Here is a 23,154-nt window from a genome sequence, read left to right as displayed (position 1 = left end):
AAGGATGTATGATGTTGCTTGCTGTACATAGTTGGTGGTTTTCAATTCTATGTTAGTAGCTGTCGCATAAATCCAATTCCATGTGATTTTTATGGTGCAAATATAATTATTAAAAAGCAGTTGATCTTGGAGTAGTTCATAAGTAGTGGTTTTTTTTAGGAAACACTTAAGCTGCATTTGTATGGAATTAAACATCAAAACAGGTGGTTTTTAAAAGCGCGATTTTCTCTATAATTCCTTTGATTTGATATAAATATTATGTTTTTTCAAAATAAACAGGAGCAAAAGTGTAACAACTGGTGGCTAAAGTGTACTTATTATATAAAACTGCATATCGCTATGTTAAAATATCTTGTTCCTTTAGAGTGGAAAGCTTTTTCAAGAGCTGCTTCTTTTAAGTTCAATCTTTTCGTAAAAATCTTATTTCTGCTGGGCGCTTTATATTTACTAGGAGTTTTTATGGCAGTTGGAGTTTTAAGTTATTTCCTTTTAGAGGAAAATGGTTTACCACCCTTTGAAACTATTAACAAATACTTGATTTATTATTTTGCAGCAGACCTATCACTGCGTTTCTTCTTTCAAAAACTACCCACGGCAAATATCCGACCCTTATTAATACTAAATATCAAGCGCAGTCGCTTGGTTAAATATTTCTTGGAAAAAACGATTGTTGCCGTTTTTAATACGGTACATCTTTTCTTTTTTATTCCCTTATGTGGAATCATGATCTATGAGGGAATGCCGGTAGTGCACGTTGTTTTTTGGGGTTTGAGTTTGTTGTTATGGATATACTGTTTCAATTTTCTAAACTTGCTAATCAATAACCGTCCAGTTTTTTTCTATGTAACAGTCGGTATTATTGCTGTAATTGGAGTTTTGCATTATTTTGAAGTCGCTGACCTGACCATTTTTACAGAGCTGTTTTTTAAATCCTTCTATGATTATCCCTTTTTGGTGGTCGTGCCTTTAGGGCTTTTAGTCCTATTGTATAAATGGGCTTTTTCATTTTATTCGAAAAATTTATATTTAGATTCAGCGCTTTCTAAAGCTCAGGAAGAAGTGGAAACTGAGGATTTTAGTTGGTTAGATCGTTTTGGTACGATAAGTCCCTTTCTAAAAAACGACCTTAGAATGATCAAAAGGAATAAAAGACCCCGTACAACGGTTGTGATGAGCTTGGTTTTCTTGCTTTTTGGTTTGTTGTCTTTCGGTGACATAATGCCAGAATATAATAACGACTTTATGCATGTGGCTTTTGGAATCATGATTACTGGAGGCTTTCTTTTAAACTTCGGGCAATTTGTTCCGAGTTGGGACTCTTCCTATTATCCTTTAATGATGTGTCAGAATATTAAATACAGAGATTATTTAATGGCGAAATGGTGGTTAATGGTTTTGGGAACCTTGGTTTCAATGGTGCTCAGTTCTTTTTATCTGTTTTTTGGTTGGGAGGTATATGCGTTGATTTTAGCGATTGGTGTTTTTAATATTGGGGTGAATGGTTATTTGGTTTTGTGGGGAGGAGCTTATATAAAAACACCCGTAGATTTGGAAAAAAACAAAAATGTATTTGGCGAAAAACAAGCATTTAATTTAAAAGCTATGCTGGTTTCAATGCCAAAGGTATTTGTTCCAATTATGATTTATATTGGCTTTAAAACGTTTTGGAATTTGGAGGCTGCCCTTATCGCATTGACGGTTATAGGTGCAAGTGGTTTGGTTTTTAGGAATAGGGTTTTCGATATCATAGAACGCCTCTATAAAAGTGAGAAATACGAGGCATTAAAGGCATATAAACAAAAAAATTAAATCGATAGAAATTAACGATATGATGATACAAGTACGAAATTTATCTAAAACATATAACGGTACCACGGTTTTGGACATTGACTCTTTGGATATTCAAAAAGGGGAGAGTTTCGGTTTAGTCGGAAATAATGGAGCGGGAAAAACCACTTTCTTTAGTTTGCTTCTCGACTTGATTACTCCTACTAAAGGCACTATTTTAAATGGGGGTTTTGAGGTCAAGATTACGGAGCAATGGAAGCCTTTTACAGCGGCATTCATCGATGAGAGTTTTCTGATAGGGTATTTGACACCGGAAGAATATTTTTATTTTATAGGAGAACTGAGGGGGATGAATAAAAGTGCCGTTCAGAGTTTTTTGCTAGAATATGAAGATTTTTTTAATGGAGAGATTTTAAATATAAAAAAGTACTTGAGAGACCTCTCAAAGGGAAATCAGAAGAAAGTGGGAATCGTTGCCGCATTTATTGGTAATCCACAACTGGTTATATTGGATGAGCCGTTTGCTAACTTAGATCCAACAACCCAAATTCGATTAAAAAATATTATCAAACAAAAATCGGAATCCAAAGAGATAACGATGTTGGTTTCCAGCCATGATTTACAACATACTGTTGAGGTTTCAACGCGTATAGTGGCATTGGAAAAAGGACGCATCGTTAAAGATGTACAGACTTCCGAAACGACATTACAAGAACTGGAAAGCTTTTTTTCCGTTTAATTATCACGGATCTACATTTAATTATTATTCATTCTTAGAATTCGCTTATCCCTTTTTGGATAAGCGAATTTCTTATTTTTGCCTAAAAGTAATTTTTTTCGATAAAAGTGCCGTATTTTTACCCATTAGTCATACTAAATTAGTGTTTTAAAAGTTAAGTATTTAAACTTCGAATATTGAAAACGAATATCTCTAAATATATTTTAGTCTTGGTGGTTGGCGCTTTTATATGGGCGTGTTCTACTAAAAAGGATGCTTTGGTCAATCGGCAGTTTCAGTCGTTGAATACCAAATTTAATGTCTTGTACAACGGGAATATTGCTTTTGATAAAGGGCTAAAGGATTTAAGGGAACAATATCATGATAATTTTTGGGAAGTACTACCCATCGAAAGAATGCAACCTGAAGAGCGTGCATTATTGGATGACAAGCCTAAAAATCCAGATTTTCGCTTAGCGGAAGACAAGGCTACCAAAGCCATTCAAAAGCGCTCGATGTATATTGGAGGTCGGGAGAAAAACCCGCAAATGGATGAAGCTTATTTGTTATTGGGGAAATCCAGGTATTACGACAATCGATTTATTCCAGCCTTGGAATCCTTTAATTATATACTGTACAAATATCCAAACAGCGATAAAATCAGCGAAGCGAAAGTGTGGAGAGAGAAAACCAACTTGCGATTGATGTATGATGAGCTGGCGATTCAGAATATAAAAAAGATGCTGAAAGAGCCTGGTTTAAAAGGTCAAAATCGCGCTGATGCCTTGGCAACAATGGCGCAGGCTTATTTGAATGCCGGACATATGGATAGTGCCATCAGTCCTTTAGTCGATGCAAAGATGTTGACGGAACGTATAGAGGAAACAGCGCGTTATAGTTTTATATTAGGGCAACTATATGGACGAACGGATAAAAAAGAATTGGCCTTGGCGTCGTTTCAAGAGGTTATCGATATGAATCGTCGAGCTCCTCGCCCATATATGATACAATCACATGCCAATCAATTGTTGTATGGAGATCTTAAAAAGGTGGATAGCGTCGCCTTCTTAGATAAATATAAAAGCTTGCTAAAAGACAGGGAAAACAGACCTTATTTGGACTTGCTTAATCGACAGGTAGGATTGTTTTATTTGCAGCAAGAAAAACACCCTACTGCCATCAATTATTTTAAAACCTCGCTTAAAGAAAGCAAGGGTGATTTATATTTAAAAGCCTCCAATTACAAGAGCTTGGCCGAAATTTATTTTAATCAAGCCAAATACGAATGGGCAGGACAGTATTACGACAGTACTTTGGTGTTATTGCCTCCAAAAACAAAAGAGTTTTATCAAATCAACAAAAAACGCGACAACCTACACGACGTGGTCATGTATGAACGTACGGCTAAAGAAAGTGATAGTATTTTGAGATTGGTAGCTATGAGTTCGACCGAGCAAGACGCTTATTTTAATTCATTGATAAACAAGATGAAATTAGATGATAAGCGTAAGGAAGCTTTGGCGAACAAAGGGGCTCAGTCCAATGGTCAGTCTCCTTTTGCAACAATTACGAATCCACTAACAGGTGGAAGTATTGACCCCATAGGAATGGCTCAGAAAGCATTGTCAAATACAGCCGGTTCGGGTTCTAAATCTGGCGGTTCTAATTTTTATTTTTATTCTTCTAATGCTGTTTCTTTCGGTAAATTGGAATTTAAAAAACGTTGGGGAAATAGAAGCTTAAAAGACGATTGGCGTTGGGCGGGTTCTTCATCCATTTCTAATACAGAATCGGATTTGAATACCGACGGTAAAGCAGCGGCAGGCGAAGTAGAGGAGGGGTCTGAAGAAAACTTAAGGTATTCTGTAGCCTTTTACAAAGGGCAAATTCCTACCGATCCAAAAGAGTTAGCGGCCATTAAAAAGGATAGGGATTTTGCATACTTCCAATTGGGATCGATTTACAGTGATAAGTTTGCAGAATTTGAATTGGCTGTAGAAAAATTCGAGGCGTTATTACTCTTTGAGCCTGAAGAGCGATTGATTTTGCCGGCTAAATACAATCTGTATAAAATATATTTGAGTATTGATCCGGTTAAGGCCGAATATTGGAAGCAAAATATTTTATCACAACATAGCGATTCTCGATATGCAGAATTGTTGCTGAATAAAAATATTTCATCTGAGGTTGAAGGCTCTCCAGAGCAAGTGTATGGAAAACTGTATCAAGAATATGAGAAAGGAAATTACGTGCTAGCCTTGGCCAATGCCAATCAAGCAATTTCTCAGTTTGTAGAGAGCGATTTCTTGCCTAAATACGAATTGCTAAAGGCCAATATCATAGGAAGGCTTGAAGGGATTGATGCATACAAAAAGGCATTGAATTACGTAGCTTTGACCTATGCAGGTAAGGCGGAAGCCAAAGAGGCAGACCGTATTATCAATAGGGATTTGCCAAAACTAAATGCTCTGAAATTAAGTGATGATGCGTCTCGTAGTTGGAAGGTAGTTTACAGTATTCCAGCCGAGTCTTTGGAAAAATCATTGTTGGTGGCAAGAAAGTTAGAACGATATGTTTTGGATAGAAATGACGGAAAAGTGAAATTTTCACAGGATTACTACACCGTAAACCAAGTGTTTTTTGTACTTCACGGTTTTGAAAATGAGCGTAGCGCTGAGGCGGCAGTGGCCTATTTAAAAAGTGCATCAGCATATAAAATTGATGAAGCAGCCACGATTGTATCTACTGAAAACTATACCGTTATACAAGTTAAAAAGAATTGGGAGTTGTTTTTAGAAATGAAAAATAAATAAATATGTTTGATAAACCTAAAAAGAAAACGTACACGGACTTATTAGGGAAAACCAATAGAATTGTTGAAGGAACGACGATAACAGGCTCCATAGAGACTGTAGCTGATTTCCGACTAGACGGTGTTTTATTGGGTAATTTTACCTCTCAGGGAAGGTTGGTTTTGGGGCCAAGTGCCGTTATAAAAGGAGATGTTATTTGCGAAAATGCAGATATTGAAGGCGAGGTTGATGGTAAAATGACGGTTTCAAAAGCTCTAATTCTCAAAGCTTCGGCGGTAGTTTCGGGTGAAATAAGTGTAGGTCAATTGTCCGTAGAACCGGGAGCTGTTTTTAAAGTAACCTGTAAAATGACGGGAATTATGCCAGCTGAAGAACAGTCAAAAACAAAAAAATAAATGCGCCCAGACGATAAAAAATCCGTCAATCAATACATTCGATTTTCGGGTATGGCCCTGCAAATGGGAGTGGTTATCGCAGCCGGAACCTATTTAGGGGTTTGGTTGGATGAGAAATACCCGAATAATTTCTCCGGATTTACCGTAGGCTGCTCTTTATTGGCAGTTTTTTTATCGATGTTTCTGGTGATTAAACAAGTACAACAACTTAATAAAAATAAATAAAACTCATAAAACAACAATTATAATGAAACAAAAATTAGGGAATTTTATAAAATACTTAGTGCTTTTTACGATAGTAATTGGTGGTGCTCAATATCTTTTTATTGAATTTATTTTGTCGCCTCAGCCTTATTACTACAATACATTTGCAATTTATGGTTTTCTATTTTTAATTACATTGTTGTTGTTCGGAGCTATTTTATATATCAATTCGGTTTTTTCTGAATACACAGGATATGCGTTTATGGCGAGCAGTTTTTTTAAAATGATGCTGTCTGTGCTCTTCTTATTGCCTATAATTCGAAGCGACGATCGTTCTTATATAGCTGATGTTGTGGCATTTTTTGTTCCATACTTTTTATATTTATTTTTCGAAACCTTTTTTGTTGTGGACTTATTAAAAGACAAAAAAGAGGAAACCGTTTGATTTATAGCAAGATGGCTCTTGATTTTTTTTTCATCATTAACAGTTATTTATAAATTAAAAATTTTATCTTTGCATCAAATTTTACAGACCATAAATTTCAATTTTTAAGTAAAAATGATGACCGCAAAAAAATTCACGAAGTATTTATCTGCCCTATTGCTGATTTTGATGCCGTTCGTATCCACAGCAGCCGACGCAAGTCAAAGTCACGACAAAGAAGCTGAAGAGTTTGATGCAACGGAGTTAATTCAGCACCATATTGCCGACTCGCATGAATTTCATCTCTTCGATTATAACGGTCATTCCTATTCCATGCCATTGCCAGTAATTCTTTGGACAAACAATGGTTTAGTTACTTTTATGTCTAGCGAATTTGATCATAACGACGACGCTACAGTAGTAGTTGAAAAGAATGGTCAAGCCTTTGTTAGATACCACGGAAATATTTATTATGCAGCTGCTTTTGAAGCCGCAACAGACGGATCACATATAGAAGCTCCTGCTATTACGGATTTCTCTAAAAGACCAATGAATTTCTCGATTACAAAACATGTGTTTTCTTTGATTTTCTCTGTGTTGTTAATCCTTGTTGTGTTTAGTGCTGTAGCGCGTTCTTACAAGAAAAACAGTGCAGCTCCAAAAGGGATAGCCGGTTTCTTAGAACCGTTAATTGTTTTTGTTAGAGATGAAATAGCGATACCTAACATTGGTGCAAAAAAATATGAAAAATTCATGCCGTATTTATTGACGGTGTTTTTTATAATCTGGGTGAATAACCTTTTTGGATTGATTCCTTTCTTCCCTTTTAGTTCTAACCTTACCGGAAATATTGCCTTTACTTTTGTAATGGCTATGTTTACTTTCTTAATCACTATTTTTAGTGGTAATAAAAATTATTGGGGACACATTTTCAATACACCGGGAGTGCCGTTATGGTTAGCGCCAATTATGGTTCCTGTAGAGATTATGGGTATGTTTACCAAGCCTGTTGCTTTGATGATTCGTTTGTTTGCTAACATCACTGCTGGTCACATTATTATCTTGAGTTTAGTTTCTTTGATTTTTATTTTCCAATCGGTATTTATTGCGCCGGTTTCAGGAGCATTTGTATTGTTTATGAGTGCATTGGAAATATTAGTTGCCGCTTTGCAAGCGTATGTGTTTACCTTGTTGTCTGCATTATTCATCGGTCAAGCGGTGGAAGACAACCATTAATTAATTAGAGTTTTATTAAATATTAACTATATAAATTTTTAACTATGATTTTAGCTGGAATTGGTGCTGGAATTGCTGCTTTAGCGGCAGGAATAGGTATCGGAAAAATTGGTGGATCTGCAATGGATGCTATTGCTCGTCAACCTGAGGCAGCTTCAAAAATTCAAACTGCAATGATTATCTCTGCTGCACTTATCGAAGGTGTTGCATTGTTCGCAGTGGTTGTTGCATTAATTGCAAAATAATTTTTGAAAAAAAAAGGCATCCTGAAACGGTTGGTTTTAGGATGCTATTTTTACATTAAAACAAATTAAAGCTAATATACTATGAATTTTGTAGCACCTGAGAGTTTAATTTTTTGGACAACAGCTATTTTTATTATCTTCTTTTTCTTGCTAAAGAAATTTGCATGGAAACCAATTTTGGCTGCTGTTAAAGGTAGAGAAGAATCAATTAATACTGCATTAGCCTCTGCGGAAGCAGCGCGTAATGAAATGCAGAATCTTAAAGCAGATAATGAACGTATCTTACAAGAAGCGCGTATCGAAAGAGATGCAATGATTAAAGATGCCCGTGATATTAAAGATACAATGCTTGCTGAGGCCAAATTGGAAGCTCAAAAGCAAGGTGATAAAATAATTGCTCAAGCCAAAGCTACAATCGAAAGTGAGAAGAATGCTGCTATGAGTGAATTGAAAAATCACATTTCTAGCCTTTCTATCGAAATCGCAGAGAAGTTATTGAAAGATCAATTATCTAACAAAGAAGCCCAAGTGAAATTGGTTGAAAAAATGTTAGACGAAGTAAAACTAAATTAATTCATCCTTATGATAGGCACGAGAGCAGCTGCAAGATATGCAAAAGCAATGCTGGAGATTTCCTTGGAAAAAGGAACTTTGGAGACGATTAATAAGGACATGCTTCTTATTTCAGGATCCATTTCTCAAAGTGAAGATTTAAAGAGTTTTCTTTCAAATCCGACCATAAAAGGAAATGTGAAATTAGATGCTTTATCCGAGGTTTTTGCCAGTACATCGGCACAAACGATTGAATTGTTTAAATTACTTATGCACAACAAACGTTTTGATATTTTAGAGGCGATTGCTTCTAAATTTCAAGAGTTGTACGACCTGGAATTGGGGATACAAAAAGCAAAGGTAACTACTGCAATTGCAATGGATGGAGAAATGGAAGCAAAGGTTTTGGATAAAATCAAACAGATTTCAAACAAAAAGGTAACCATTGAAAACATTATTGATCCAAGTATATTAGGAGGTTTTATCCTTCGTATAGGCGATCAGCAATTCAATGCTTCTTTAGCAAATAAGTTGCAAGACTTAAAGAGACAATTAACTAATTAAAATCACCGCACGTATTACGTGTATAAACCATAAATCAAAATGGCAGAAATTAAACCTGCTGAAATTTCAGCAATATTAAAAAAACAGTTATCTGGTTTTGAATCTGACGCTTCTTTAGAAGAGATAGGAACCGTTCTTGCAGTAGGAGATGGTGTGGCTCGTGTTTACGGCTTATCTCATGCTGAGTATGGAGAACTAGTTCAATTTGAAAATGGATTAGAAGCAATGGTACTTAATCTTGAAGAAGATAATGTTGGTGTTGTATTGTTAGGTCCTTCAACAGGAGTTAAAGAGGGTTCTATCGTTAAGAGAACACGTCGTATTGCTTCCCTTAAAGTAGGTGAGCAAATGGTAGGTCGTGTTGTTGATACTTTAGGTATTCCAATCGATGGTAAAGGTCCAATCGGAGGAGAGTTGTACGAGATGCCTTTGGAGCGTAAAGCACCAGGAGTTATCTACCGTCAACCGGTAACGGAACCTTTGCAAACCGGTATTAAGTCTATCGATGCCATGATTCCAGTAGGACGTGGTCAACGTGAGTTGGTTATCGGTGACCGTCAAACAGGTAAAACTACCGTTTGTATCGATACTATTTTAAATCAAAAAGAATTTTATGATGCTGGGCAACCGGTATTCTGTATATATGTTGCAATAGGGCAAAAAGCTTCTACTGTAGCAGGTATTGCAAAAACATTGGAAGATAAAGGAGCTATGGCTTATACGATTATCGTAGCAGCAAATGCTTCTGACCCTGCTCCAATGCAAGTTTATGCTCCAATGGCAGGAGCTGCTATCGGGGAGTATTTCCGTGATACAGGTCGTCCAGCCTTAATCATTTATGATGATTTGTCTAAACAAGCTGTTGCATACCGTGAGATGTCGTTGATTCTTCGTCGTCCACCAGGACGTGAAGCCTATCCAGGTGACGTTTTTTACCTTCACTCTAGATTATTAGAGCGTGCAGCTAAGGTTATTGCTGACGATACGATTGCTAAAAACATGAACGATCTTCCAGATTCAATCAAACATTTGGTAAAAGGTGGTGGTTCTTTAACGGCACTTCCTATTATCGAAACTCAAGCTGGTGACGTTTCTGCATATATTCCAACCAACGTAATTTCGATTACTGATGGTCAGATCTTCTTAGAATCGGATTTGTTTAACTCAGGGGTTCGTCCAGCTATTAACGTAGGTATTTCGGTATCTCGTGTTGGAGGAAATGCTCAGATTAAATCGATGAAGAAAGTTTCTGGAACTTTAAAATTGGATCAAGCGCAATTCCGTGAATTAGAAGCTTTCGCTAAGTTTGGTTCTGATTTGGATTCAGCTACTTTAAACGTAATTGAAAAAGGTAGAAGAAACGTTGAAATCCTTAAACAAGCAGTTAACGATCCTTATAAAGTGGAAGACCAAGTAGCTATTATCTATGCAGGTTCTAAAAACTTATTGAGAAAAGTTCCTGTAAATAAAGTGAAGGAATTTGAAAAAGATTATCTTGAAATCTTGAACTTAAAACACAAAGAGGTTTTAAATGCTTTAAAAGCAGGAAAATTAACTGACGAAGTTACAGCAGCTCTAGAGCAAGTAGCTAAAGAAGTATCTTCTAAATATTAATAATTAGGTTGTAGAAAAGCAATTGATATACTCAATTGCTTTTCTCTAATTACTTACACTATTTAAAAATGGCAAATCTTAAAGAAATTCGTAATAGAATTACCTCCATTTCATCTACAATGCAGATCACTTCTGCGATGAAAATGGTTTCTGCGGCTAAATTAAAAAAAGCTCAAGATTCTATTACTGCGATGCGTCCTTATGCTGAAAAGCTGACGGAATTAATCCAGAATATTAGTGCAACTTTAGAAGGTGATCATTCAGGTGTTTTTTCTCAAACTAGAGAGGTAAACAAGGTTTTAATTGTAGCTGTTACTTCTAATAGAGGATTGTGTGGGGGTTTTAACGCCAACGTAATCAAACAAGTTAACCTATTGAGAACTACGGTTTATCAAGGGAAAAAAGTAGATTTGTTGACTATTGGAAAAAAGGGTTATGATGCTTTGCATAAAAATATTCACGTTATCCAAAACGATAGTGATCTTTTTGATCATTTATCTTTTGATGCTACTGCTAAAATTGCAGAGCATTTGATGGATGTTTTTGCAAAAGAACAATATGATACCATTCAATTGGTGTACAACCAGTTTAAAAATGCGGCAACACAATTTGTGATTACCGAACAATTTTTACCGTTGATGTTGCCAGAAGTAAGTACTTCTAATACAACATCAGATTACCTTTATGAACCGTCTAAAGAAGAAATTCTTGAAAGCTTGATCCCAACGTCGTTAAAAACACAATTGTTTAAATCGATTTTGGATTCTTTCGCATCGGAACATGGAGCGCGTATGACTGCCATGCACAAAGCAACGGACAACGCACAAGAATTAAGAGATCAGTTAAAATTGACTTATAACAAAGCGCGTCAGGCATCGATTACCAATGAAATTTTGGAAATTGTTGGTGGAGCGGAAGCTTTAAAATAAATCTTCTTTACGATTCAATATATAAAAACCTCCTTATGGAGGTTTTTTTGTTTATACGTAGTTTTAAGAGTTTTTTTCTCAACTCCAACACCAATCTCGTCTAGGGCGAATTAATGCTTAATAAGCGACTAAATGGCCTTTAATTGGGTTGTTGTTGCTTCTCTTAAGCTCGCATGAGAATGATAGTTTCTTAGAATTCATAAGTGATTATGAAATGCCTAGGAATTAAAGTCGCAACTAAAACTTCATTAGCATACCTAGAATTAAAGCTAAGGTAGACCCAATCACTTAGCTTAAATCAATAGCAATTATACCGCTTAAGACGGCGCATCTCCGCTTCGCTGGTATTTAGGGGTTTCTTAATCACTGATTGAACTCAAAAATGGTCAAATCGCAAAAAAAAAATCCCCATCAAATAAATGATGAGGACTTTTTTAGTAGGTTTTCGGTATAGGTTACTTCACGATTTTGTTTAATAACAAACACCAAACCATTTGATTTATTCTATGATAAAGTTGTCTAAATATAAGTTGTAAGCAGCTTCTTTACCAACTTTTAAAGCTAAGAAACTCTTTAATCCCGTTTTGTTATAATCCAAACCAGCGATGTTTAAAGTTACTTTTACCCATTGGTTATTGGTGTTAATTACACCAACATATTGGTTATTTGCAGCAGAACTAATAGTTACAGCAGCAGCTCCAAGATCTCCAACATTAAAAGCGGTAAAGGCTGTTCCGTCTGATTTATAAACGTTAAAAGATAATGATTTAGCTGAAGTACCTTTTACGAAAAAGCTCAATTTTGTTGCACCTGCAGGTACATTAAGTACTTTTTCTGTAGTGAAAACATAGTCGTTACCCGCTGGAGTTCCAATAAGACCTAAAGCAGCAGAACCATCAATTCCTTTACCGTTTTGTTGTGTAGCATAATCTTTCAATTTAGCTGCTCCATTTAAACTTAAAAGTCCATTTTCAAAAGCCGTCCAGTTTTCAAAATCTCCACCTGGGAAAGCAATATTACCATTTCCTGGTTCCGGTTCCGGTTCTGGGTCTGGATTTCCTCCATTTGTACCACCTTCAATCATGATGTTGTCAATTAACAAATCATAAGCCGCTTCTTTTCCTACTTTGAAAGCAATAAGTTTTCCTTTAGCCGACGTGTTATAATCAACACCAGTTAAATTAAGAGATACTTTAACCCAATTGTTGTTTGTGTTAATGGTACCGTTGTACTGATTGTTTTCTGCTTTGTCTAAAGTTTTTGTACTATTAAGTCCCTCTACGTTAAAAGGAGCATAGGTACCGTCTGCTTTAAAAACATTTACTGAAATAGATTTTGCAGAAGATCCTTTTACATAGAACGAAATTTTTGAAGCTCCAGTAGGAACGTTTTTGATGTTTTCTGCTGTAAACATAAAGTCATTTCCAACAGGTGTTCCTTTAACAGCAAGGGCATTCGAGGTTTTCATACCTAGACCCATGGCTTGAGACATATAGTCTTTTTTAATTTTTTCACCGTTGAATTCTTGAAGGGAACCTAAAAATGTTTCCCAGTTTTCAAAGTCAGCTCCTGGAAAAGCCACTACACCAGTAACTTCTGGTTCTTCTCCTGGTTCTCCTGGCTCACCCGGTTCTCCTATAGTAAAACGATTCTCAGTTAATTGAACATCAGATTCATAACGCGCCACAAATTGGAAAGTAGTTCCGAATTTAGTAACAATACCTCTGATTTTTCCACTTTGCTTACTGATAAGATTCGAAGAAAAAGGTGCTTGTTTGTTTGTTCTGAAAATGATCGTTTTACCTGTTTTGTCAACAATATCTCTATTTGTTGCATTGGCGCTCTCGTCATTATATGGTTTACCAACAGCATTGTCTGCAAACTGCACATTACTAAATTCAACTAATTTACCAACGTATTTATCAGAACTGATTGCCTCTTCTAAGCTGATGTCGTTAACTAATAGATTTTCACCAACTACATTACATGAAGGTACTATATGGTTTTTAATTAAAGCTTTACCGATGTTTCCAACGTTTCCGTTATACAACTCACCAATTTGAAGAATACCGTCTCTTTTTTGGATATACAGGTTTTCCAGTTTAATAAAAACGTGTTTACCTACACTAGATGTGGTATAATGACCCAAACCAGTAGATTCTGCAGCTACTTTAAAAGCTAAAGAATTGTCTTTTGTAACCAAATAAATAGTTTGATAAAAGTGTTTTTCTTTGTCGCTCGAAACTACATAACCAGAGATGATATCATTTCCTGTATATTTAACAGGTTTTTCTGTAGCCTCTGCATAAATTTCTAGGACTGTTTTAGTGTCTTCTAAGCCGGGGTCTTTACAGTCGATGTTTGGAATCGTAAAATCATCATTTTTTGCACAACCCGAGAGGATTACTAATATTAGTGCTAAAAATAAAAAGGGTTTTAAAAATAACTTCATAATGTGATATTTTTTATTAATTGTTTTTTTTTAGAAATTGTAATAAACGTTAACGAAGAAATTACGGCCATATCCATAGAAATATTTATTTCCGAAAGACGGTGTACCCGCGGCTTTATCTTCTGAAAGTTCTTTATAATTGGCATTTCTCGCTTGTTCGAAACCACCTGTTTTATAGGTAACATCAAAAATGTTGTTGATACTGGCAAAGAAACCTAAAGTATTTCTGTTGATTCTCCAAGATTTACCTCCCGTAAGATTTACCAACATAAGACTTTGTAGTTTTTCTTGTTTTAAGATATCTCTTACATCATCTTTTGTCATATCAACAAAAGGTCCGCGATTTGGATCTTGTGGGTTGATAACAAAATTATCCGTTCTCAAAATCGGTGAGATATCGATATAATTATTATCTAAATAGTTGGCATTAGCTCCAATCCACCAAAACTTAGGGTCGCGGTACTCCAAACCTAAAGAAGCAGCCGTTTGAGGCCCTGAAGCTACTCGGTAGTTCTTTAAATAAGCCGTTCCGTAATCAACCGTTCTACCCACATTGTCGATATTTAATTTGATGTTTGGATTGTTTGTGTAAAAAGACTGACCTAAAGCTACAGTAGCTGTTGCTTTTACAGTAGGAATTATTTGGTATTCAGCACCCAATTCAACTCCTAAGTTTCTCTTGTTGATTCCAGTTAGAATTTCAGAAACAAAAGCATCTCCTTTGTCGTCGATTAGATTCCCTTGGTCGTTAAGAACTCCAATTCCCTCTGCATAGTAAAAAGAAAGATCGCTAGAGTTTTTAACTTCAGAAAGATAAGCCGTAGCTCTTGCTTTTAATTTAGGTGTTCTTAGAATATAACTTCCGTCAATACTAAAAATGTCTTCACTTTTTAGATCGGGTGTAATGTTATTGTTTAAACGAGCATTTGAAAAAACGTTTCTCAAACTAGGTGCTTGATTCATATAAGCCACATTGGCATTTAATATATGACGCCCTGAAAGGTGCACTGTAGCGCCTCCTTTAAATCCAAAATTGTTGTAATTTACTTTGTCACTTTTCCCGTAAGAGTTGGTAGGATATATACCGTTTTTGTATAAACCATCTCTTTGGTAGTCTGTATAAGAAATATTTTGAGCTAAGTAAAAACTAACTCTTTCGTAATTGAATTTAAATTGAGTGAAAACATCGATTACATTAGCTTGTAAATCATAGTTGTATCCAAAACGATCGCCTTCTCCAACAATTCTGTTCTGTTGGTCCATGTTTGGCTGCGATTTATCCCCTGTAAAAAAGTTGTCCACATCTTTATAACCACTTCCACCTAATAGGTCGGTAACGATACTAAAGTTTTCAGAATGTAATCTTCTGTAATTCACTCCTGCGTTAAGGGTCAAATGATCCGATATCGTAGAGTTTAAATTACTGTTAAAAGACAACGATTTATCATCGGTACGATCTTCATACTGAATCACACGGCTCGTGCCGTTGACCATATTGTCGCGGTAGATTTCATCCCAATTGATTTGGCTGTTGTTTAGGAAATATTCCTTAGCAGTAGCGGCATTAGTCAAATAAGGCTCCTGGTTTCCAAGGAAATTACCGTCTCTATCATGATATCCAGAGAAATAGCTAGGCATATTTCTGTAATATGTAGGGTCAGGATTATTGGCGCCGTTATATCCCAAACGACTGTTTCCGATTTTACCAAATTGGTAAGACGCACTAGTCGTTAATCTGTTGTTCTCATTAATAGTCCAATAATGCGTTAGCATAAAAATAGGCTCTTCAACCTCTTTATATCTGGAGTTGCGTTTGTCATCTCCTTGCCAACCCCAATAAGAGTTGTATTTAAAGCCTTTTAAATCAGCTGCTTCATCTGTTAAAGGAGCGTTTTTAGCTCGCTTATTTTGAGCGTAAATACCGGTAAAGTTTAAACTGTGTGAATCGTTAAATCTTTTCTCAATGGCAACGAATAACGATTTTGCATCGTAATTAGTTCCGTCAAAATAAGCCTCATCAGCACCTCTATATGAAGCGGAAAACGTATAGGCCCAACCTTTAGCATTCATTCCAGATGAATGAGTAACTACCGGTCTCCATGTGTAATTTGTGTTTCCACCAGAAAAAGTCAAACGCGTTCCTTTTCGCATATAAGAAGCACGGGTATTAATGGCTTGAGTACCTAAAATACCACCGAACGTATAGTCAGAAGGTGCTGATCCCATAGAAAACTCTTGGTTTCTAGTCACATCGTTTAATCCGCCCCAGTTACTCCATTGCGGACGACCATCGTAAACTTTGTTCATTACAATACCATTAATCATGGTTTTTCCAAATTCGTTGTCTAATCCACGAATCTTGAATCTAGCCTGTCCCCAGTTAAATGCAGCGGCTTGTTGAAAAGCATCTCTAGAAGCTTGCAATAAGCCGGAGGTGGTTTCAGATCCAGAATTGTCGTCACCCAAATCATTGTCTGTTAAAGTGATTAAATTCAATTGGATGTCAGCTGTAATGTCTTCTTCAAGTACAATTACACCCAAATCCATGTTTTGACCAATTGTTAATTCTAATGGAAGTCTCTTTGATAAATATCCTGGATAAGTCAGTACTAGTGTCTGGCTTCCTGCAGGAGCATTATTAAAAGTAAAATCCCCTTCATCATTTGTACGCTCCGTTTGATTGGTGCCGATGATGTTTGCAACTACTGCTTTGATGGGTTGTTGCGATTTTGAATCAACAATTCTTCCTTTGATTTCTTGGTTCGGCTGCGCCCAGGTGTTTAAGACTTGCAGAACAAGAAAAAGACTAAATAATAGTTTTTTCATAAATAAATTAAAAGTTAAAAATGCTATGAACTAAGTCTTAATGATAACTTAATTTTGGCAAAGTTACATCTTTTGCTATAATTCGCTATTTTTGCAGGCAAGTTAATTGTAAACTTTACATTAAATTATTTGACAATGAGGATGAAAATACACTACCTAGTAATACTAGGATTGTTTGTTTTAAATGTGTCGTGGGCACAGGAGAAAAAATTTATGGTACATACCGTAGCTTTTTACAATGTTGAAAACTTATTCGACACCATTAGGGATCCGAAGATATTCGATGAAGAATGGACTCCTAAGGGAGCGCAAGCTTGGGTTGGTACAAAATACAACAAAAAGATAAAAAACCTAGCCGAAGTGATTTCTCAAATTGGAACAGACGAAAATAAAAACATGCCTACCGTATTAGGTGTGGCGGAAGTCGAAAACCGAGCTGTGTTGGAAGATTTAGTAAAAGCTCCCCAATTATTAGCTGGAGATTACGGAATTGTTCATTATGATTCTCCTGACAAACGAGGTATTGACGTGGGATTAATCTATCAAAAGAAACATTTTACACCTACCCATACGGCAAATATTCCACTTTATATTTATGCTCCAAATGAGAAGTCTAAAGAAGAGGGAACCAAAAATAAACGCGTTTATACTCGTGATCAGTTATTAGTAACGGGATTATTGGATGGAGAGGAAATAAACTTTATCGTGAACCACTGGCCATCAAGATCAGGAGGGGAAAAGAAAAGTAGCCCGTTTAGAGAGGCCGCTGCCACTTTAAATAAAAAGATTATCGATTCGCTTTATATGATTAACCCAAATGCCAAAATCATCACTATGGGAGATCTTAATGACGGTCCTTATAATAAAAGTATTAAGGAGGTATTGGGAGCCAAAGGCAAAAGAGAACTGGTAGATAAGAAAGGTTTATTCAATCCGATGGAACAAATGTCTAAGGACGGAATCGGTACTTTGGCCTATAGAGACGCTTGGGATATCTTTGATCAAATTGTACTTTCAGAGCCGTTATTAGGCTCGGATTACAGTTCTTTTACCTATTGGAAAGCTCGGGTTTATAAAAAACCCTTTATGGTGCAAAAAACCGGAGCTTTTACAGGATACCCTTTGCGAAACAGCAATGGAGAAGTCGGGTATAGCGATCACTTTCCGGTTTATGTTTATTTGATTAAACAAGTTAATTAACCGGCGCTAAAACAAATTAAAAAACCATCGATCGAAGTCGATGGTTTTTTTGTTTACTGATATTAGTTCGGTTGTAATACTTTTAAAAACAAGAGTTTATTGTTCGGACTCTAGTTTGTCGAAAGTACGCTTAGGCTTAGTCGAAAAGCTCCATTTCGACATCTATTTGAGACGACTCCTTAACGGTGAGTAAGAATTTTTTAACATAATCGGTCTCGTTATGCTTTTGAATGGCTTCTTGATTCTGGAATTTCTCATAGAAAATAAAATCAGAAGGATTTTCCGTTGATTGGTAAAAGTTGTAAAAAATACAACCGGGTTCTTGTCTGGTCTGAGCGACTAAATCTTTGGAAGCTTCTAATACTCGGGCAATACATTCCGGTTTTATACTGATTCTCAATACGATTGTTTTTTTCATAAGATTTGCTTTCTCGATGATTGGAAATTAGGCCTTTTTTTAGTGTGAAATTTTATGGAGCTATATAGAGCACTTCTGAAGCAGAATCCGGATTTTCCGGTGCTACTTCTTTTAATATAAATTGACTGCCGTCTGTGAATGTTAGGCTGATTTGAGCGTTTTTGCATTCGACGGTTTTGATTGTTTTGTCGTGTAAAGCATATTTATCCATATAATCTACATAGACCACCTCGTCGATATGAGCTTCGGACTGATCAACTTCGGTTTCTTGCCAGTTTTCCCAAAAACCTATTGCCCCATTGAGAAAATAACGGTTCCAGTTTTTGTCTTTTATTTTGACAAATACGATGAGTGGTTCCCGGTCGATTTGATCTTCCATTCCTATAAGCCCTTCTAAAATGGCATCGGCAAATTCAGATACAACAAAATTACTATCTTGATAAATTCTTCCGCTTGGGGTAGTTTCTGCTTTCATGCTTGTTTTTTTAAATGCAATCAAAGCTAGTGTTTTCTTTTCGAAGATTGTAAAATATAAGGCTTACTGTTGGTTGTTTTTTTGTATGAATAGAATTAAAGCAGCGGAGTGTGTTTTGCAGAAGCACTCAACTTTAGGTATTTAGGAAACGGAATCTATCGTAAAAATAAATGGACTAACCTACAAAAAATACTATCTTTACACACGATTAAACAAAAATGATTTATAACAACCTTGGGTTGAAAATATATAAAATATAGAATGGCTTGTACAAATTGTTCAACAGGAAAAGATAGTTCGGGAACCCCTAAGGGGTGTAAAAATAATGGAACATGTGGTACGGATAGTTGTAATAAACTAACGGTATTCGATTGGTTGTCCAATATGTCGTACCCCAATGGGGACGAACCGTTTGATGCCGTAGAGGTACGGTTTAAAAACGGTAGAAAAGATTTTTATAGAAATACGGAAAAATTAACCTTGAGTATAGGCGATATTATCGCCACAGAAGCATCTCCAGGACATGATGTAGGTATTATTACCTTGACAGGAGAATTGGTTAAGGTACAGATGAAGAAGAAAAAGGTCGATGCAAAAGGCACCCTTTTAAAAATCTACAGAAAAGCAACGCAGAAGGATATTGATATTTGGCAAGATGCTAGAAGTAAAGAAGATCCGATGAAGGTTAGAGCTAGAGAATTGGCTATTAAACTCAATTTGGAAATGAAAATATCCGATATTGAGTTTCAAGGAGACGGTTCTAAAGCTACCTTTTACTATACGGCCAACGATCGTGTCGATTTTAGACAATTGATTAAAGATTTTGCCAGAGAGTTTAGTACGCGTATCGAGATGAAGCAAGTGGGATTCCGACAAGAGGCGGCTCGTTTAGGTGGGATAGGTTCTTGTGGTAGAGAATTGTGTTGTTCTACATGGTTAACCGATTTTAGAAGTGTAAATACTTCTGCTGCACGTTACCAACAATTATCCTTAAACCCACAGAAGTTAGCTGGACAATGCGGTAAACTAAAATGTTGTTTAAACTACGAGCTGGATACGTATTTAGACGCTTTAAAAGGCATGCCGGATTCCGACACGAAAATCAGTACGGTTAAAGGTGATGCTTATTGTCAGAAAATAGATATTTTTAAAGGAATGATGTGGTTTGCCTATGCTAACAACTCTGCCAATTGGTATGTTTTAGGTGTAGAGCAAATTAAAGAAATCATGGCTTTGAATAAAAGCGGGGAGAAAGCTAAAGAATTGGAAAGTTATGCCATTGAACCGGAGGCAGGAGAAGAGAAAAACTTCCAAAATGCTGTAGGACAAGATAGTGTAACGCGTTTTGATCAGCCTAAAAAGAAAAAAAGACCGGCTAAAAAGAGAATTCCTAATAAAACCAATACCAATGCGGCTGCTCCGGCACCGACTACTAATAATAGTCAGGCTCATAAAAATCAGACTAATAACAATTCAACACATCGAAAAAATGCTCCTAAGAAATAAAATTCTTTTAGCAGGATTCTCGTTGGCCTTTATTTTCGCTTCATGTGATAAAAAGCGCTTTTACGACGAATACCAAACGGTTGGTACAGCTTGGAGTAAAGCTGATATCAAAACCTTTACAGTAGAACAGCAAGACAGTCTGGGGTCGTATAATTTGTTTTTAAACATTAGAAACAACAACAAATACCCGTTTAATAATCTGTTTGTAATTTTAAAAACACAACAGCCCGATAAGCAGGTTTTCATTGATACTTTGGAGTTTCAGATGGCGCGTGCAGATGGGTCACTTTTGGGGACGGGTTTTACCGATGTCAAAGAAAATAAATTGTGGTTAAAAGAAGGGTTTACCTTTAAACAAGCAGGAACTTATCAGTTCGAAATCCAACAGGCCGTACGTCAATCGGGTAAAACAGAAGGAGTTGAGGCTTTGGAGGGTATTTCGGAAATAGGACTGAGAATTGAAACAGCAGAATAATTAGATATATGAAAAAACAACAAGTGACAAAACCCGGTGAATTTGCGGTTTATATTAAATGGTTTTGGATGTTATTTGCAGGTGGAATGACGGCAATCGTTCTGTTTTTCCTATTCGCCTCTTGGGGTGTTTTTGGAGCTATGCCTACTTTTGATGAGCTAGAGAATCCCGCTAGTAATGTCGCCACAGAAATTATCTCCTCAGATGGGAAAACCTTAGGGAAATTCTATCTTGAAAATCGAGTGCCTGTAAAATTTGCCGATTTACCAGATTACTTAGTAAAGGCCTTAGTGGCTACAGAAGATGAGCGCTTTTATGAGCACTCGGGAATTGATGCTCGTGGAACTTTAAGAGCCTTAACGTCAGTGGGTAGTAATGGCGGTGCCAGTACAATTACACAACAGTTGGCAAAATTGTTGTTTCACGGAGAGGGCTCGCGTAATATATTTGAACGATTGGCTCAAAAAGCTAAAGAATGGGTTATTGCTGTAAAATTAGAGCGTCAATATACTAAAGAAGAAATCATTACGATGTATTTGAATAAGGCCGATTTTGTAAACAATGCCGTGGGAATTCGTTCTGCAACACGCGTATATGTTGGTAAAGAGCCGAAAGATTTAACCATAGATGAAGCGGCCATGTTTGTAGGGATGCTTCAGAATCCATCGTATTTCAATCCGGTAAAACGACCGGAGTTGGTGCAAAAAAGAAGAAACGTGGTTTTGCATCAGATGGCTAAGAGCAATTTTATTACAGAAGAAGAAAAATTGCGACTTCAAGACAAACCTATCGCCTTGCATTTTACACCAGAGAGTCATAAAGACGGTATTGCAACCTATTTTAGAGAGTACTTACGTGATTTTATGAGACGCTGGGTGAAGGAAAATCCTAAAAAGGATGGATCGACTTATGATATTTACCGCGATGGATTAAAGATTTATACTTCTATAGATTCTAAGATGCAACGTTATGCAGAAGAGGCGGTTACTCAACATTTATCCAATTTACAAGAGGAATTCTTTCTTCAGAATAAAACCAATAAAACTGCACCCTTTTTAAAATTAAACGAAAAGGAAATTGAGAGTATTCTAAATCGTGCAATGAAAAATTCGGAGCGTTGGAGACAAATGAAAGCTCAAGGTAAATCGGATTCCGATATCTTGGCGTCGTTTAAAGTGAAAACCGAAATGAGAATTTTTACTTGGAAGGGCGAACGCGATACCATCATGACACCGAAAGATTCGATTATATACTACAAGCACTTCTTACAAACGGGCTTGATGGCTATGGAGCCTCAAACCGGTAATATTAAAGCTTGGGTTGGTGGTATCAATTACAAACATTTTCAATACGATCACGTAGCTCAGGGAGCGAGACAAGTAGGTTCTACATTTAAACCTTTTGTTTATGCTACAGCCATAGAGCAATTGCATTATTCGCCTTGTGATTCGATTATAGATTCGCCTTTTACCATGGCTAAAGGACGCTATGGAATTAGTGCCGATTGGTCTCCTCAAAATTCCAACCGACAATTTAGAGGTATTATGACCTTAAAGTCTGCCTTAGCCAATTCTGTCAACACGGTTACGGCCAAATTGATGGATAAAGTAGGTCCAAAAGCAGTAGTGGATATGACGAGAGATTTGGGAGTAAAATCCGACATTCCGCAACAACCCGCTATCGCATTAGGAGCCGTTGAAATTACAGTAAGTGATATGGTTGCGGCCTACAGTACTTTTGCCAATCAAGGAGTTTATATCAAACCGCAGTTTGTCATGAGAATAGCCGATAAAAATGGTGTTGTTTTATACAATGCTGTTCCAGAGGCCAAAGATGTATTGAGTAAGGATGTGGCCTATACCGTAATTAAACTATTAGAAGGTGTAACCGAATCGGGATCTGGTATTCGTTTGAGAACGGGTAGTGGAGGTTCTGGATACAATCGAGTAACCGGACATCCTTATAAATTTACCAATCCTATTGCCGGTAAAACGGGAACCAGTCAAAACAACAGTGATGGATGGTTTATAGGAATGGTGCCAAACTTGGCAACGGGTATTTGGGTAGGTAATGAAGACCGAGCTGCTCACTTTAGAAATACCTTATACGGACAAGGGGCGACTATGGCTTTACCTATATGGGGAATCTTTATGAAAAAATGTTATGATGATCCCGATTTGAAAATATCAAAAGGACAATTTGAACGACCGGCAAACCTCTCTATTAAGGTGGATTGTTGGAAGGCACAAGCTGTAGAAACAGAAACCGATTCCATAGAGTTAAGTACCGATGAATTCGATTTTTAAAATAACCAAAACGC

At 36.5% G+C, this 23,154-nt stretch carries 20 protein-coding genes; 16 read left to right on the top strand and 4 right to left on the bottom strand.

Annotation, left to right across the window (positions count from 1 at the left end; all coding sequences use genetic code 11):
• The first annotated feature begins 339 nt into the window (after positions 1–339).
• The 12 genes from KO524_RS06360 (at position 340) to atpG (ending at position 11,482) form a co-directional block, all read left to right on the top strand.
• Positions 340–1,809, top strand: coding sequence for a DUF5687 family protein (locus KO524_RS06360; protein WP_219291941.1), 1,470 nt, complete (start codon positions 340–342; stop codon positions 1,807–1,809).
• Between the two features lie 22 nt (positions 1,810–1,831).
• Positions 1,832–2,527 carry an ABC transporter ATP-binding protein gene (locus tag KO524_RS06355; protein WP_219292290.1) on the top strand — a complete coding sequence of 232 codons (696 nt, stop codon included), beginning with the start codon at positions 1,832–1,834 and terminating at the stop codon, positions 2,525–2,527.
• A 176-nt stretch (positions 2,528–2,703) separates the two neighbouring features.
• Complete coding sequence (locus tag KO524_RS06350; protein ID WP_219291938.1) at positions 2,704–5,319, top strand: lipopolysaccharide assembly protein LapB; 2,616 nt, start codon at positions 2,704–2,706, stop codon at positions 5,317–5,319.
• 2 nt (positions 5,320–5,321) lie between these two features.
• Positions 5,322–5,714, top strand: a complete 393-nt coding sequence (locus tag KO524_RS06345) for a polymer-forming cytoskeletal protein (RefSeq protein WP_219291935.1) — start codon at positions 5,322–5,324, stop codon at positions 5,712–5,714.
• The gene (locus tag KO524_RS06340) at positions 5,715–5,939 is read left to right on the top strand and encodes an AtpZ/AtpI family protein (protein ID WP_219291932.1); all 225 of its coding nucleotides are present in this window, start codon (positions 5,715–5,717) and stop codon (positions 5,937–5,939) included.
• A gap of 22 nt (positions 5,940–5,961) precedes the next feature.
• Positions 5,962–6,363 carry a hypothetical protein gene (locus KO524_RS06335; protein WP_219291929.1) on the top strand — a complete coding sequence of 134 codons (402 nt, stop codon included), beginning with the start codon at positions 5,962–5,964 and terminating at the stop codon, positions 6,361–6,363.
• 117 nt (positions 6,364–6,480) lie between these two features.
• Complete coding sequence (gene atpB / locus KO524_RS06330; RefSeq protein WP_219292287.1) at positions 6,481–7,578, top strand: F0F1 ATP synthase subunit A; 1,098 nt, start codon at positions 6,481–6,483, stop codon at positions 7,576–7,578.
• Positions 7,579–7,622: 44 nt separating this feature from the next.
• Positions 7,623–7,823, top strand: a complete 201-nt coding sequence (gene atpE, locus KO524_RS06325; RefSeq protein ID WP_133712667.1) for an ATP synthase F0 subunit C — start codon at positions 7,623–7,625, stop codon at positions 7,821–7,823.
• An 81-nt stretch (positions 7,824–7,904) separates the two neighbouring features.
• The gene (locus KO524_RS06320) at positions 7,905–8,396 is read left to right on the top strand and encodes a F0F1 ATP synthase subunit B (RefSeq protein WP_219291926.1); all 492 of its coding nucleotides are present in this window, start codon (positions 7,905–7,907) and stop codon (positions 8,394–8,396) included.
• A gap of 9 nt (positions 8,397–8,405) precedes the next feature.
• Entirely contained in the window at positions 8,406–8,939 is a 534-nt protein-coding gene (gene atpH / locus KO524_RS06315) for an ATP synthase F1 subunit delta (protein ID WP_219291925.1), read from the top strand.
• Between the two features lie 39 nt (positions 8,940–8,978).
• On the top strand, positions 8,979–10,553 hold the full coding sequence (gene atpA, locus KO524_RS06310; RefSeq protein ID WP_219291922.1) for a F0F1 ATP synthase subunit alpha: 1,575 nt from the start codon (positions 8,979–8,981) through the stop codon (positions 10,551–10,553).
• Positions 10,554–10,621: 68 nt separating this feature from the next.
• On the top strand, positions 10,622–11,482 hold the full coding sequence (gene atpG, locus KO524_RS06305) for an ATP synthase F1 subunit gamma (RefSeq protein WP_219291919.1): 861 nt from the start codon (positions 10,622–10,624) through the stop codon (positions 11,480–11,482).
• A 499-nt stretch (positions 11,483–11,981) separates the two neighbouring features.
• Here atpG and KO524_RS06300 read toward each other — a convergent pair whose 3' ends face one another.
• Entirely contained in the window at positions 11,982–13,934 is a 1,953-nt protein-coding gene (locus KO524_RS06300) for a DUF5689 domain-containing protein (RefSeq protein WP_219291916.1), read from the bottom strand.
• A gap of 30 nt (positions 13,935–13,964) precedes the next feature.
• On the bottom strand, positions 13,965–16,760 hold the full coding sequence (locus KO524_RS06295) for a carboxypeptidase regulatory-like domain-containing protein (protein ID WP_219291913.1): 2,796 nt from the start codon (positions 16,758–16,760) through the stop codon (positions 13,965–13,967).
• A 141-nt stretch (positions 16,761–16,901) separates the two neighbouring features.
• Here KO524_RS06295 and KO524_RS06290 point away from each other — a divergent pair, with 141 nt between their 5' ends.
• A complete protein-coding gene (locus KO524_RS06290) occupies positions 16,902–17,960 on the top strand; it encodes an endonuclease/exonuclease/phosphatase family protein (protein WP_370629721.1) in 1,059 nt (352 codons plus the stop codon).
• A gap of 136 nt (positions 17,961–18,096) precedes the next feature.
• Here KO524_RS06290 and KO524_RS06285 read toward each other — a convergent pair whose 3' ends face one another.
• Positions 18,097–18,378, bottom strand: a complete 282-nt coding sequence (locus KO524_RS06285; RefSeq protein ID WP_219291907.1) for a putative quinol monooxygenase — start codon at positions 18,376–18,378, stop codon at positions 18,097–18,099.
• A 52-nt stretch (positions 18,379–18,430) separates the two neighbouring features.
• Positions 18,431–18,853 (bottom strand): hypothetical protein, encoded by a 423-nt coding sequence (locus KO524_RS06280; RefSeq protein ID WP_219291904.1) that lies wholly within the window; start codon positions 18,851–18,853, stop codon positions 18,431–18,433.
• 261 nt (positions 18,854–19,114) lie between these two features.
• On the opposite strand from KO524_RS06280, the gene KO524_RS06275 reads away from it, so the two are divergent.
• Genes KO524_RS06275 through KO524_RS06265 form a run of 3 tightly spaced genes read left to right on the top strand, consistent with a single transcriptional unit; the run spans position 19,115 to position 23,140 of the window.
• Positions 19,115–20,359 carry a regulatory iron-sulfur-containing complex subunit RicT gene (locus KO524_RS06275; RefSeq protein WP_219291901.1) on the top strand — a complete coding sequence of 415 codons (1,245 nt, stop codon included), beginning with the start codon at positions 19,115–19,117 and terminating at the stop codon, positions 20,357–20,359.
• The gene (locus KO524_RS06270; protein ID WP_219291898.1) at positions 20,343–20,834 is read left to right on the top strand and encodes a gliding motility lipoprotein GldH; all 492 of its coding nucleotides are present in this window, start codon (positions 20,343–20,345) and stop codon (positions 20,832–20,834) included. Before KO524_RS06275 ends, KO524_RS06270 begins: the two co-directional genes overlap by 17 nt.
• An 8-nt stretch (positions 20,835–20,842) precedes the next feature.
• On the top strand, positions 20,843–23,140 hold the full coding sequence (locus KO524_RS06265; protein ID WP_219291895.1) for a transglycosylase domain-containing protein: 2,298 nt from the start codon (positions 20,843–20,845) through the stop codon (positions 23,138–23,140).
• Positions 23,141–23,154: the final 14 nt, after the last annotated feature.

The sequence above is a fragment of the Flavobacterium sp. NKUCC04_CG genome (assembly GCF_019345525.1).
GTDB lineage: Bacteria > Bacteroidota > Bacteroidia > Flavobacteriales > Flavobacteriaceae > Flavobacterium.
Note: the sequence above shows the minus strand (reverse complement) of the source record. Positions and strands in the feature narration are given on the sequence as shown.

Excerpts from the sequence above, each read along its gene's own strand:
- KO524_RS06360 (WP_219291941.1), top strand. The coding sequence starts at position 340 with ATGTTAAAATATCTTGTTCCTTTAGAGTGGAAAGCTTTTTCAAGAGCT.
- KO524_RS06355 (WP_219292290.1), top strand. The coding sequence starts at position 1,832 with ATGATACAAGTACGAAATTTATCTAAAACATATAACGGTACCACGGTT.
- KO524_RS06345 (WP_219291935.1), top strand. The coding sequence starts at position 5,322 with ATGTTTGATAAACCTAAAAAGAAAACGTACACGGACTTATTAGGGAAA.
- KO524_RS06340 (WP_219291932.1), top strand. The coding sequence starts at position 5,715 with ATGCGCCCAGACGATAAAAAATCCGTCAATCAATACATTCGATTTTCG.
- KO524_RS06335 (WP_219291929.1), top strand. The coding sequence starts at position 5,962 with ATGAAACAAAAATTAGGGAATTTTATAAAATACTTAGTGCTTTTTACG.
- atpB (WP_219292287.1), top strand. The coding sequence starts at position 6,481 with ATGACCGCAAAAAAATTCACGAAGTATTTATCTGCCCTATTGCTGATT.
- atpE (WP_133712667.1), top strand. The coding sequence starts at position 7,623 with ATGATTTTAGCTGGAATTGGTGCTGGAATTGCTGCTTTAGCGGCAGGA.
- KO524_RS06320 (WP_219291926.1), top strand. The coding sequence starts at position 7,905 with ATGAATTTTGTAGCACCTGAGAGTTTAATTTTTTGGACAACAGCTATT.
- atpH (WP_219291925.1), top strand. The coding sequence starts at position 8,406 with ATGATAGGCACGAGAGCAGCTGCAAGATATGCAAAAGCAATGCTGGAG.
- atpA (WP_219291922.1), top strand. The coding sequence starts at position 8,979 with ATGGCAGAAATTAAACCTGCTGAAATTTCAGCAATATTAAAAAAACAG.
- atpG (WP_219291919.1), top strand. The coding sequence starts at position 10,622 with ATGGCAAATCTTAAAGAAATTCGTAATAGAATTACCTCCATTTCATCT.
- KO524_RS06300 (WP_219291916.1), bottom strand. The coding sequence starts at position 13,934 with ATGAAGTTATTTTTAAAACCCTTTTTATTTTTAGCACTAATATTAGTA.
- KO524_RS06295 (WP_219291913.1), bottom strand. The coding sequence starts at position 16,760 with ATGAAAAAACTATTATTTAGTCTTTTTCTTGTTCTGCAAGTCTTAAAC.
- KO524_RS06290 (WP_370629721.1), top strand. The coding sequence starts at position 16,902 with ATGAAAATACACTACCTAGTAATACTAGGATTGTTTGTTTTAAATGTG.
- KO524_RS06285 (WP_219291907.1), bottom strand. The coding sequence starts at position 18,378 with ATGAAAAAAACAATCGTATTGAGAATCAGTATAAAACCGGAATGTATT.
- KO524_RS06280 (WP_219291904.1), bottom strand. The coding sequence starts at position 18,853 with ATGAAAGCAGAAACTACCCCAAGCGGAAGAATTTATCAAGATAGTAAT.
- KO524_RS06275 (WP_219291901.1), top strand. The coding sequence starts at position 19,115 with ATGGCTTGTACAAATTGTTCAACAGGAAAAGATAGTTCGGGAACCCCT.
- KO524_RS06270 (WP_219291898.1), top strand. The coding sequence starts at position 20,343 with ATGCTCCTAAGAAATAAAATTCTTTTAGCAGGATTCTCGTTGGCCTTT.
- KO524_RS06265 (WP_219291895.1), top strand. The coding sequence starts at position 20,843 with ATGAAAAAACAACAAGTGACAAAACCCGGTGAATTTGCGGTTTATATT.